Here is a 13607-nt window from a genome sequence, read left to right on the forward strand (position 1 = left end):
TTTTCCTACACAAGGGGGCTTTTTGTCTATTGTCCGTTTTTTCTGGGGCAGTTCAAAAGCAGCCAGGCTTTGAAAGTACACCTCTATATATTAAAACATCCACCTGGCGCCGATATTCCATTGCCAGTCTTTCTTAAACTCGCTGCCGCCGCTGCGTTCCACATCAAAATAGATCTGATTGTTTTTGCCGGTCTGCAGCGCCGCGCCGATACCATACTCAAACCAGGTATCACGGAAGCTTTCGCTTACAGTCACAGCGCCGCTGCCGTCGTGCATCGCCACTTCATAACCGCCGCCGAACTCGTGCAGCAGGTTTGCTTTAGCGTAGACAACGCCCTTGCTGCCTACTTCCCTGCCAATATTGAAGCCGATGCGCCCTACAGCGCTCTTGATTCCGCTCTGGCTTACTTCGATACCATTGCTGGCTGTATAGCTGTCGCCGCCCAGATAGCCCAAAGTGAACTGTGCCTGCGGCTCGATATACCAGCCGTTGTGCAGCGCGTTTTTCCGTCCATATTCAGCACTTAACGCCACGCCTGTATTATTAAAATCGCCGGTGATCTTCTTGCTGTCAGTATCATACACAGCAAAATCACTATCCATATTGCTGATTTTTAATACGACGTCCAGATAATGGCCTTTACTGCCAAGCTCTGTATTATAGAAGCTGATCCCCTTACCGCTGTTATCGCCGCTGCCCCGGCTGTAGCCGCTGCTGCCGTCTGTATAGCTTAATGCAACGCCCTGATAACGGGTCACAGCCTCTGTCCGTTTTGTAACCTCGTCATAACCCAGCTCGTAGCCAGTATACTTATTGGCAAAATCAAACCTGCCGCTGCGGCCGATCTTACTGCCGCTGACCCTGAACCAGGCTCCTTGGGCATTCTCGCCGTTATTTCTCAGCTCACCCATACGCTGCAGCAGCTTGTCGTTTTCCGTCCGCCAGGTATGATAATTGAGCGCGTTTGCCGACAAAATCGTTTCTACGCTGGTCGTCGGCCGGTCATCCGGATCAAGCTTGATAATTTTGTCCAGATACCAGTCAAAATCATAACCGTTTGTTTCACTGGCTTTCTTCGCCAGATCGTAATGAGTGTAGAACAAATTCCCTTCTCGGTCTTTAGCCGTAAACTCACCGGCACCATTCACACTGGCCAGAACAAGACCATGCCCCTCTGTGCTGCTGCCGGCAGGAATATAATTATCCTTCTGATAAATATCGATTATCTGGCTGCCGCTGAAATTATCTTTGACCTCTATCTTGTCGCTATCATCGCTGCGCACATCGATGTCCAGCTTGATCACGCCGCCGGTACCGCTAAGTTTATTGGTCACCAAAGTACTGTAAGTGTTATTATCCGACCGCATATCGATAACCGCATTATTATTTAAAATCAAATTTCTCACATTACTGTCCCCGGCAACCTTCCATTGAGCTGCATTAGTGAAGTTCAGCGTAGTCTTACCGGTAAGCCCTTCTTTTACTGCACCCTCCAAAAATGAGTCATTAGTGCTGAAGTTGATATCCAAACTGCTTTTATCATTAGCAATATCACCCATAATCTGCACCTTATTGACAGCATTTTCATTGATCACCACCGTACTGTGGACATTACCTCCAGCATTTGAACCTAATAAAATCGCATAATTATCCTTTTTATATACAAGACCAGAACCACTGTCCACACCAGAGGCCAGTAAAGTATCGCCATTAAATTTGACTGTAGAGCCTAATACTTTCAATGCGCTGCCACCATCCGCATTGACAATTATCCGGCTGCTGCCATTAAAAACAGCATTATTTTCTCGCGAACTATTTGCTACCAACAAGCCTGCATCCTTTATGCCGGCACTATTTCCTGTATGGCTGACATTAATATTCGTACTGCCTTCAACTTTCAAATCGCCGTTCATAACTTGTATCCCAGTGTTAACTGCATTACTGCTGACAGTAACGTTAAGCGCGCCGCCAACATGAATAGTCTCTGATGAACTGCTCTGCACTCCATATACTTTGGCTGTATCAACAATATTCTCAGCAGCTACTCTAATATTGACATCCTCAGCGGCATTTAAAGAACCCCTGCTAGTCAGCGCCAGACCGGCAAGGGAACTGCCGCTTACAAAACTGCCGTCATTAACAACATTAAGATTTAAATTCCCTTTGATATCGGCATTAGCAACACCGTTTAAAGACATCCCATATACAAGTTCAGTCCCGCCTTCAATATTTACTGTTACATCATTGTTTACCAGCAATTTTCCGCTATCCTTATCGTCACTCCCTGAGACATATATTCCATATGCTTTATATTTATCGCCGCTCAGATCGATTACGATACCCTCAATATTAGCTGTGGCCTTATCAACAGACATTCCGTAAGTAGCTTCCACATTTTTTTCATTAGTATTTAAATTCTGAACACCTAGATGCAATACAGAATCTGTAATATTCAGCAAAGCGCCGTTTCGCACAAAGAGACCCTGTGAAAAATAGGTTCCTCCGGCATGATAAGCAAATATTTCTTTGCCTTTACTGCCGGTTATATTCAGCGCAGAACCAGTTCCATCAATATCTATTATCGCATTGAAGCCCGCTCCTGTGCCAATAAGTTCCAAATTTCCTGCTGCTTCAATATTTAATATGCCGCCCTCAGCAATCTGAACCAGATAATTGCTGACGCCTCCATTGGCATCCAGTTTTTCATCAGCGTCATATTTTATGGTTGTCCCGGAAGCATGGTTCTGCCCGTTTAAGACAACTTTGGCCTCAGCCACAGGACAAACACAAGTCCCCCCCATATATACACATGACATTGCCAGCAGCGACACTAATACTTTATTATTCAAACTTTTATTTTGCATTAAGTCACCTCGCATCCCTTTTATTCATCTTCAAAGATCATAATAATTGACTGTAATTCTTGCAGCGTCGGCATTTCTTCCAAAACGTTCCAACGCACTCCACCCGAAACAAAGTCCGCCTTCTTGACTATTCCTAAACCTGCCAGCTTATTGATTATCATAACTGTATACAGCATAGGAACTCTCAATACCGCATTCAGCTCCCGATAGGTAACGTACTTCTTTTTGATCAGCAGATAAAAAACAATTTTCAGCGCATAACACGATATAACTTTCACTTACAGATCATCCCCTGACTAAACCGTTTGTAAGCCTATCTTTTCTCTCTTGGATTAGGTCTTTGCTTATAACAAGAATAGCTGCAATAATATTGCCGCTTTCTGCCTATCAGAGCCGTATAAACGTGATATGCCTTGTTGCAGCCAAATTCACGGCCGCAAATCGGACAGGTCACTGTCAATCCGCTCAGCCCTCTTTTGCTTTCAATACTCAGCATTTCCTCCCCAGCCCAACTTTGCAAGCCAAACATCTCCCTTAAAACTACTCTATACAACGTATAAGTCTGTTTTTATTAGTTCCCCCGCAATAAATCCTGGCTGAAACCAGCCAGGATTTAAATGTAAAACGCTATTTATTAAAACATCCATCGTTAAAACTAATCGTCACAAAGTACGATTCTGTACTTTTTATCCTGCACTTTCGCCTCAGCCCTCTTGCTGCCGCCATCAGGCTCTACCAATTCATCTAAGGTACATTCAAAAATAGCCTTCAATCTCAAAAACCCCTTCAAACTCAGCATCACACGCCCATTCTCAGCATTGCTCAAATGAGTTTGCGATACACCGATCTGCCGCGCCAGCTCCGATTGAGATATCCTTTTCTGGATTCTCTTGATTTTGATCGTCTCGCCGATTCGTAAAATATCCAGTCCCTCCATCTTTACCACCCCCTTCTGCAGTACTCTGCCTTTTATTTTCCGCTCTGATTTTTCAGTAACGCTGCGATAGTTATCGCCTTCAATTTAGTCTCCAGCTCGTCTTGCAATAAACAATAAAAATTTCTGACCGGGCAATTATCAGCTGCAAAACGATTGCAATACTTATCCGCTTCCAAACAGCGATTGATTTTTGTCGTAGGCTCCATTAAACTTATAATTTCATACAAGTTAACGTCCTCAGCTTTTTTCGCCAGCATAAAACCGCCCAATTTCCCCACAGTTCTTGTAAAGATCCCTGCCTGAACCAGCTTCTGCGTTATTTTCAAAATATAACTTTTGGGTATCCCCATCGCCGCAGATATCTCACCGGCTGTCACAAGCTCTTGCCGCAATGCCAGATATAGCACGGCCCTTATTGCATAATCCGTCGTAATATTAAGCTGCATCATGTCCCCCTTTTTCGAAACCTTACCTGGTAAGGTTTCTTTTGCTGTAAAAAAATATTGCCTGTTTATAGCCAAAACTAAAGTATTTTGATCCCCAGCGCATCTTTTATAGCTTTTAATTAATCTTTTTCTTTATATTATCACATTTGTCCCCCCCGCAAGACATTTTGTTCTGTTTTTAAAAAATATTTGTTCGCAGGTCTTGCAACCGGGAACCTTTTATAAACCCTCTGAGGACACAAAAAAGCATAGATCTGAAAATCAGTTCTGGGCTTAAAAGCTTTCTCTGCAAAAATAAAAGCCTGGCTGTAACCAGCCAGGCTTTTGTGGGGAATATTTTCAAACAGGGTAGAGGGTTTCTGATCCCTGTTGAAAAACGAAAGAAAAATAAACTATATCTTCATGTAAAAGGAAATCCACGGCGCACTATGTTCGTGACTAAACGGCGCTCACTTAAAATTCAAAACGTACGCCGGCATTGATCTGCCATTTCTTTTGGATGTCAGCGCCAAAGCTGCGTTCAATATCGCCGTAGAAACTGCTGTTTTTACCCATTCGAATATTACCGCCCAGCCCCAGCTCAAACCAGGTATCGCCATAATCGCGGCTGTCGCTCAAGGTCTCGCCGTTAGCGGCCCGCATATAGATATCACGGTCACCGCCAAACTCGTGCAGCAGATTGGCTTTGAAATACACATCGTTACCGACAGAGATTTTCTGTCCTGCAACTATGCCCAGACGGCCAATATAGCTGTTGACTCCGCCCAGATAAACATTATTGCCCCGATCCGTGGTATAACTGCTGCTGCTCAGCCGGCCCATAATAAACTGGGCCTGCGGCTCGATAAAAGTGCCGCGCTTTTCACTCAATTCTATAGTTTTACCATATTCTATACTCAAACTGTAAGCGTGGTTTTTATTATTAGCTTTATCCGGGTAATCCCCATAAGAATTGATATCGGTATCAAAATGACCATAACGTGCCACCACGTCAGTATAAGTCCCGTTACTGCCATACCAGGTACCGTACAGGCTGCCTGTCCACAGCTTATCCTTGCTGCTTCCGGCTGCATAATCGCCCCGGCCGGTGCCGCTTTCCACAGCAATGCCATAAGTGCTTCTGGCATCGACTGCCTTATCATAACCCAACTGGTACATATTATAACGGCCATCAAAATTACCGCTGCCAAACTTGCCCCCGATATAACGGGCCCAGATACCGTCGCCGTCAGTCTGATTGCTGCGGTAACGCAAGTCGCCCAACCGCTTACGCAGAGTATCATTGCTGTTACGCCACAGGGCATAACTGTTATCAGACGCGTTCAGCAAGACTTCGGTATCGTTATTGACATTTTTCGCCAGCTTCGTCAAATACCACTCTTCCTCGCTGCCCCCTACGGCCAGACCGTTTTCGATCGTCGGCATCACGTCCCACAAACCGCCTTCATTCAGCTTTTTACCAACAAAAGTCGCATTTTTACTGGCATCAGTTATCAGCAGCAGCTTTTTCTCACCGGTCACAACCATGCCGCTGCTAAGGCTCACATCGGCAACCTGCACCAGCTGGCTCGTCCCTGCCGCCGCATCTGTAATATACAATTTATCGCCGTCTGTTTCGCTGGCCAGGTCAGTTTTCATAATAAACTCGCCGCCGCTGCCGCTCAGCTCAGCTACATCAAGCTGCTGATACGTGTCATGCTGCGACATATCGACTACTGCCCCGCCGCTCAAACCCAGTTTAGTCACACTGCTGTCGTCAGTCATCTTCCATAGGGCGTCATTAGACATAGTAAAATTGATGTCGCCGCCAGCCGCGCCGATCAACGCTGCGCCCTCAAACAGTGAACCGGCAGTATCCAGCACAGCATTGATCTTGGCGCCGCTATTGCTGTACATATCGCCGATGATCACCTTATCCTTGCCGGCAGCCACTGCATTAACAGTAGCTCCATCCGTGCTGTACAGCGAAAAATCTGTTCCATCCACGTATAAACTGCCCTCAAAATCAACTACTGAATCACTCTGATTCAAAACCGCTACGGCTAAGCCGCTTTCAGAAGTACGGGCCTGGATTTTTACATTATCGCCAAAAGTCATCTGTGAATTATCCTGATTGATAACGGCCCAGGCATTAACGTCGCTGTTAGCGGCATTACCGGCGGCAGATGTTAAGATCACAGTATTAGCGCCTGCCTTGAACTGACTTTGATAATTATATACAGCAAAACTTTTGATCTCTCCCGTAGTACCTTCAGCCTTCGCCGCTACTGCCAAATCATCACCGATCGTTGTATTTGCTCCGTACAGATTATTGATCGCATCGACCCGTGCCCTGGCACCGTCAGTCTGCGTCGTCGAAGAAGCCTCGATGTGCAGCTTGTTGCCAGCTGTCACCACATCACCCGTCTGGTTATTCAAACCCGAAACATGGTTCCTGACGCCCAGCTGTCCATCAGTTATCTCGGCCAGCAAGGCAACATTATCACCGATCTTGACATTGCTCTTAACAGCATCGCTGCCATCATGCATGATCGCGTCAGCACTGCCGCTGTTATTTTTAACTGTTACCACCGAGCCATCACCCAGGGTAATATCGTTTTTTTCATAGTTATAAATTCCGTAGACCCAATTATTGACACCGCCCTGGGCCTCGGCACTGATTACAGTATTTTTACCCAAAACGATCGTAGTCGGATAAGCATCACTGCCAATCAGATCCACGCCAAAAGCCCGCAGGTTCGCTCCATTCTCGCTTTTAATAAAAGTGGTTATCCTGATCCCGTCAGCCACCTTAACCTCGCCGCGAATAACACTCAAACCCTCGACGATATTGGCATTATCGCCGATAACAGTCGCCTTCAGCTCCTTGCTGTTAATAGTAATATCACTGCAATTACCAAGACTGATCACAGTCGCCGAGTTTGTATGGGTGATATCATAATCATCATTGATAACCTGATGGCTTTTGTCATTCCAGCTTACCCCAACTTCGTAATCCGCCGCAGCAGCTACGCCATAAGGACACGCCAGTATCAACCCTAATACTACGGCCTTTTCCAAACCCAATTTTTTTAAAACCACTCTCATCACTTCCCCTTTTCGATTTATATTGCTTTATTTAAAACTGAATTAAAGAAACTCTTCCAGTTTTAAAAACTAAAAAATCCTGCACAGCTCAGCTCACAACTTCCAGTCAGATAACGGCAGCCACCGCTTTCAACCAGTTATATCTGCGCACAACTTATTACTTTCCATAATAATTATTCCCAATATTTTAAATTTAATTATATAGATAATTTTATGCTTTATCTTTAATTTTAGTCATTATACATCATTTGTCCCCCCCCGCAAGACATTTTTGTTTTGTTTTTAAAAATATTTGTCTGACAGTCTTGCAACCGGGAATATTTACGAAGCCTCTGAACACACAAAAAAGCACAGACCTGAAAATCAGGTCTGTGCTTTTTCTAAATTTACTCTATTTATTTTCCCTTAAAAAGAAATCCACGGCGCCACTTAAAAGCTCCACCTTACGCCGGCATTAAGCTGCCATTGTTTTTGGAAATCGCCGCCAAAAGAACGCGCCACATCAAAATACAGGTCGCTCGCCTTGCCCAGCTGCATATTACCGCCCAGCGCCAGCTCGCACCACGTGCCGCCATACTGCTTACTTTCGCCATAGCTTTCGCCAGCCGAAGTCATCAGCAGATCACTGCTGCCGCCAAACTCATGCAGCAGCGAAGTTTTAAAATAAACATTGCCCTGCTTATATTGCTTGCCTACCGCCATGCCCAAACGTCCAACAGCGCTGTTGATACCGCCGCTGCGCACCGTAATACCTCTGTCGGTCGTAAAATCGCTGCCGGCGATATGAGTCAGCGTCAGCTGCACCTGCGGTTCAATAAAGATATTTTTTGTCTGTGCCAGCCGTTTATTATATTCCACACTCAGCGCCGTCGCATTGGTATCATAATCACCGCTGTCAGCGCCAATACCGTAAGTCTTGATATCGCCCTTGATCCGGCCGTGTTTCAAAATTATATCCACATTATCGCCCGACCTGGTATGTTTGGTTCCATACAGCGCCAGCGCCGTCATTTTGTTTTCGCCGCTGCCGACACCGTAACCGATACTGCCCTTGGTATATTCAAAAGCCGCGCCGCCGCGCCAGTTTTGAGCATTTTCACTGTCAGGACTGCCCGCAAAAGGCAGATCATAACCGATCTGGTAGGTCTGATAATTTTCGCTGAAATCATCACCCTTCAACCGTCCGCTATACACCCGTGTCCAAACGCCCTGCTCGGCATTATCGTCACGCAGCTCGCCCAGGCGGCCGCGCAGACTGTCGTTACCTGTTACCGCCAGCGCATAAATACCGTCGCTGACCCGCGACAGCGCCCGAACATCTTCCGTCACCCCGGCAGTTTTAAGACTTTCCAGATACCACTTAATGCCGCCGTCAGTTTCGTTAGAAATCTCAGCCTTATAATTGTAGATACCGCCGCCGTAAGCATCCTGTGCGGTAAATGTATAATTGCCGCTGGCATCGTCTACTAATAGCAAATGCAGATTATCACCAGTGTTATGTCTGGCGTCCCTGACCTGAATATTATGATGCGCGGTTCCTGACGGCGTACCGTCAGCAATAAATACCTTATCACTCTGAGCCTCGGCAATGTCAGTTCCCAAAACAAACGTACCGCCGCTGCCGGTAAATTCGGCAACCTTCAACTTCTGATAGCCGGCCTGCTGCTCCATATCGATCCTGGCATCATCGCCAAACTCCAGACTGGTCAGGTCGCTGTCAGCAGTCACATTCCACAGCGAACCCTGACGCAGTTTCATATGCAGCTTGCCATCGTTAGCAGTAGTTGCAGCGCCTTCATAATATGACTTGCCAGTACTCAGATCCAGCTCCAGTATACCTTCATTGATAGCGGTAATATCGCCTGTCAGGTAAACATCGCCGCTGCCGCTGCTGTTGACTTTCAGGCTGCTGCCATTTCCGGAAACATATAAGCTTTGGCTGCGGCCCTTATTATCCAAAACCAGACCTTTGGCAAATTCGATACTGCTGCCAGCATGGGCATAAGCGCCCATAGTGCGGTTGCCGGCAGCAGTGCCTGACGTATCGATCACCGTATCACCGGCAAAATTCACCTCGCTGTTATTACGCGCCACAACGCCAAAGGTTTCTCCGGCAGCGCGTGCTTTGCTGCCGGCTGTATTGTTGCCGACTTTGATATAAGCCGTAGCGTCAAAATTTATTGTACTGTGGCTGACCGCTGTATCATCTGAATTACCGGCAATAACGCCGACTACTTCCGTACTGCTGTCGCCCCGCACATCTACCAAAGCCGCGCCATGCAAATCGATACTGCTGTTTTTTATGGCTTGGATACCTTTGATCTCGCTGCCGCCGTTGCCGCGCACAGTGACCGCAGTAAGCGCACCTGCCGCTTCACTGCCGATCTCAGTTGCAGCGCCGTTGTGGTTATAAATGCCCCAAACCTTGCCGTCGCCATTACTGGTAACGTTGATATGGACAGCACCTTTGATCTCTGTTTTGCCTGCACTCTTACCATCTGTAGTGTCTAAATGGTAATTGGTCATACCAGTCGCATCACCGTTATTGCTTACAACTGCAATGACGGCACTGCCGCCAATAGTCACCTTACCGCCATTATCAGTCACGATACCGTTGGCTTCACCTTCAGAAGCATTTACTGTCGCACCATAATTGCCGGCAATCTCTATCTCCGCCTCAGGCACGCTGTCATCACGAATCTTATTTCTAAATGCTTCGATGCCATACGCATTTTTGCCGCTGACATTAGTCACTACATTACCGCCTATAGTCACCTTCGCGCCGCTTTCACTGGTGATGCCGCGGGCGTAATTGGCTTCTGCCGTCACATTGCCGCCTGCATCCTTAACACCAGTCATAGTAATCAACGCATCGCCGCTGATGGCGATATTTCCAGCTGTTTCATGACTGTAAATACCCTTGATATTATTGCTGGCAGCAGCAACCTCGATCTGCGCCGCTTTGCCGACAGTGATACTGCAAGCTTTATCAGCATTTAGCCCATGCGCTATAAAACTGCCTTCAGCATTTTTTACTGTTACTATGGCATTACCGCCTATCTCTACCGCACTCGTTGTAGTATCCGAAGTATTTGTCCAAGCAGAGATCCCCTTGGCACTGCTGTTATCAGCAGTAACATCAATAAAAGCATCTTCAGCGATCTTAGTTACTGAATCAGACCAGTTCTTGACACCGTTGATAAAATAAGTTTCTTTATTGATCGTGCCGCCAGTACTGCTGACCGTAACCTGTACAGACTTTTTGAGGTCAGTAGTGCCTGATATGCCATCGGCCTGGCCGCCACCCATACTGGTCGCCTTGATTATCGTATTGCCCTCAACGGTAAAATTACTCGTCTTGTCAGTAACGACGCCTCTGGTATCACCTGCACCAGCCGCCGTTATCACAGCATCGCCGCCGATAGTCGTCGCCATATTAGAATCGCCCTTGATACCTGTCGCAGTGCTTTGTTTACTGCTGACAGTGATCCGGGCTGATTTGCCGATATCAGTAGTGCTGTACCAGTTTCCGGCCAAGCCCAGTGCATTATTTTTATCAGCAGTCACGTCAATAACAGTATCACCGTCAACCTTAACATTCGTAGCCCAATAACTGTAAATACCCAGACTGTTAGCACTGGAAGCAGCCGAATCGCTGTTGACTTTGATATAAGCAGAACCCATTTTGACTGTAGCCTGCGAAGTATTGATACCATTGCCGTAGCCGTCAGTACAGCTTATATCAATAGCAGCAAGTCCACCTACTGTAACCGCAGCACCAGACTTAACATCGATGCCTTTTACACCAACATATCCAGCATAACCACTGCCATATGCTCCAACCTCACCCTTAGCCTTCAGTGTATAATTTCCAGCAATTGTAACTACACTTTTAGCAGCTGCATCCAACCCCATCGTATCTACACCAGCAAGATTGAACACCGCGTTACCGGCAATATCAACCTTACTGTTTTCTCCATCTGCAGTAACAGCACGTGTATAAAAACCCAGCTTAGGATCGGTTGCCGCCACACCCATATTGATATTCACATCACTGCCAAAAGTACCCGTACCACCGGCAGTAATATTCATGCCTTTGGCATTCCATTTTCCACCTTCGATATTGATAGTGGCCGCGCCATCTACCTGTACCCGGCCTCCGGTATCCGAATAAATCCCTGTTGCATCCCCGCCTGCCGACACATTGATCTCAGCCCTGCCGCCGATTTGTGTCAGCGAAGCATCGCCACCGATAGTGCCGCTGTAATCGTTACTGTTGATACCTACAGCCTCACCAGATACAGAAACAGCATTGATGACCGCATCGCCGCTGACATTGATACTGCCGCTGTCCCAGCTCCACAAGCCTGTTGCTTTGCCGCTTTCACTTTTGGCATTAGCCTCCAGCGTTCCTGCTAAAGCTACATCACTGCCAACCCAGCCCTGGATACCGATCCCCTGACCGCTCTTACTCTCAGCATTGATTACTGTAGCTCCTGTTACCGAAATCAAACTATTATTGCCATAGGTACCCAAACCAAAAGCTTTAGAAGCATCGGCTTTAGCCAAAACATCCATACCCTCCAATGCCGTCAGCACCGAACCACTTTCGATCTGTGCACCTACGGCAGTGCAGTCCACGTCTGTTTTATTATTAGCAGCTGTTAAACTTACATGCTCATCAAAATTTAACTTGGCACTCAATGCATTTGAAAATATGGCTTTGGAACCCAAGCTGCTGCCAGAACAGTTATTGACAGCGGAAATATCGGTCACACCGGCAAAATTGAGCGTTGTATCGCCAGTGTAATTACTGACAGCCGAATATTTACCAATAAAAATACCAAACTCACTGGCCTGCAGCGTAGTCTTATCGGCATTAAAATTAAGCAGGTTATTATCAGTATCAGCATAAGCCGTAATAGAAACAGCATTGCCGCCATACTCACCATCCTCAGACAGCAGCTTGATATTGGTTTCTTTGCCGGCAAAAGTAACGCTGCCGCCACCACCCTGAGTACTATCGCCTATGGATATACCGACATGGTCAGTAATATCACCAGCAGAGCGCACGATATTAACGATGCCATTGGCATTAGTAAATTCCAGACTGCCGTTATCAATAAGCCTGATGCCACGCGCCATATTCAGATTAAGGGTTTCGGCCTTATCGGTAAAGCTGATCTTACTGCCAGTGCCGACAACCTCCAACCCATAGCAGCCCCAATTATTGTTATTATTGACGATATTAGTGACCTTGTTATCAAAAACTATATTGCCGCCTTCACTGGCCCTTGCCACAACAACAAAAGTCTTGCTCTCATCCGTCAGATTAAGCTCGCCACCGGTAAACTTTAAATTGGCAGCCTCCGACCGGGCCAGAATATCAACGCTCCGAATAGTTGATTGAAGATTGTCTTTACCTATCAGATCCAGCTTATCGCCTACGTCGATCGCAACCTTTTCATACTCCACACTTACCGGATGGAAGATATTACCTGCACTGCTATCTTTGATCGTATTTTCACCCGCAAACGTATACCTTATCTCGCCGCTCACCGGGTCTACGACTTTGATACTGTCGTAATCGCTTTCCTGCCCGGTGATCGTTTTATTATACTCCGTGGCCCCCCCTACTCTACAAACATTCGCCAGCAGTAAACTCAAGATCACTGCCTTTTCCAAATATCTTCTCCTCATCATTTTCCTTCATTCGCTCCTTAACATAATCTATGCTTTTTTTCCCAGTATCTGCAGCATTTTTACAATCACTGACCTATCATTTTCAGGGTAAGCAGGCTGCGATTTATCTTCAAAGAAAAAATCAGGCTGAACAAAAAAATCTTCCAGCTTACATTCAAAGATATTAGCCATTTTTATCAGCAAACGCAGATTAATCTTCACTCGCCCGCTTTCGATATTGCTTAAATGCGTCTGGCTGATCCCAATCCGTTTGGCCATTTCCATCTGTGTAATGTGTCTGGCTGCACGAAACATTTTGATAGTTATGCCAATTTCTGTAAAATTGATTTCTGCATACATAGCTTCCACCCCCTGTCAGCATATTTAAAATTCTCCAAAAATATTTACCAATCCAAGACTATTTTTACTATCCATTTAAAATTATTCGTTACAGTTATACTTTTTATCATTATAGCACCAAAGTCCCCCCCCGCAAGACATTATTGTTTTTTTGTAAACTTTTGTGTGATGGTCTTGCAACAGACAACCCGATAACTATTTAGAAATTCAGCAAATCGTTTGATTATCAT

Annotated in this window: 7 protein-coding genes; all 7 read right to left on the reverse strand. The window is 46.1% G+C overall.

Annotation, left to right across the window (positions count from 1 at the left end):
* Positions 1–90: 90 nt before the first annotated feature.
* A complete protein-coding gene (locus Q4G98_RS10625) occupies positions 91–2865 on the reverse strand; it encodes an autotransporter outer membrane beta-barrel domain-containing protein (RefSeq protein ID WP_298564287.1) in 2775 nt (924 codons plus the stop codon).
* A 20-nt stretch (positions 2866–2885) separates the two neighbouring features.
* Entirely contained in the window at positions 2886–3143 is a 258-nt protein-coding gene (locus Q4G98_RS10630; protein ID WP_298564288.1) for a hypothetical protein, read from the reverse strand.
* 377 nt (positions 3144–3520) lie between these two features.
* Positions 3521–3802 (reverse strand): helix-turn-helix transcriptional regulator, encoded by a 282-nt coding sequence (locus tag Q4G98_RS10635; protein ID WP_177559972.1) that lies wholly within the window; start codon positions 3800–3802, stop codon positions 3521–3523.
* A 32-nt stretch (positions 3803–3834) separates the two neighbouring features.
* Complete coding sequence (locus Q4G98_RS10640) at positions 3835–4251, reverse strand: Rrf2 family transcriptional regulator (RefSeq protein WP_298564290.1); 417 nt, start codon at positions 4249–4251, stop codon at positions 3835–3837.
* A 450-nt stretch (positions 4252–4701) separates the two neighbouring features.
* The gene (locus Q4G98_RS10645; RefSeq protein ID WP_298564291.1) at positions 4702–7335 is read right to left on the reverse strand and encodes an autotransporter outer membrane beta-barrel domain-containing protein; all 2634 of its coding nucleotides are present in this window, start codon (positions 7333–7335) and stop codon (positions 4702–4704) included.
* Positions 7336–7764: 429 nt separating this feature from the next.
* Positions 7765–13038: an autotransporter outer membrane beta-barrel domain-containing protein gene (locus Q4G98_RS10650; protein ID WP_301961977.1), complete on the reverse strand. Its 5274-nt coding sequence runs from the start codon at positions 13036–13038 to the stop codon at positions 7765–7767.
* 27 nt (positions 13039–13065) lie between these two features.
* Positions 13066–13377, reverse strand: coding sequence for a helix-turn-helix domain-containing protein (locus Q4G98_RS10655; protein ID WP_298564295.1), 312 nt, complete (start codon positions 13375–13377; stop codon positions 13066–13068).
* Positions 13378–13607 lie beyond the last annotated feature (230 nt).

It is taken from the genome of uncultured Phascolarctobacterium sp. (assembly GCF_958349595.1).
GTDB lineage: Bacteria > Bacillota > Negativicutes > Acidaminococcales > Acidaminococcaceae > Phascolarctobacterium.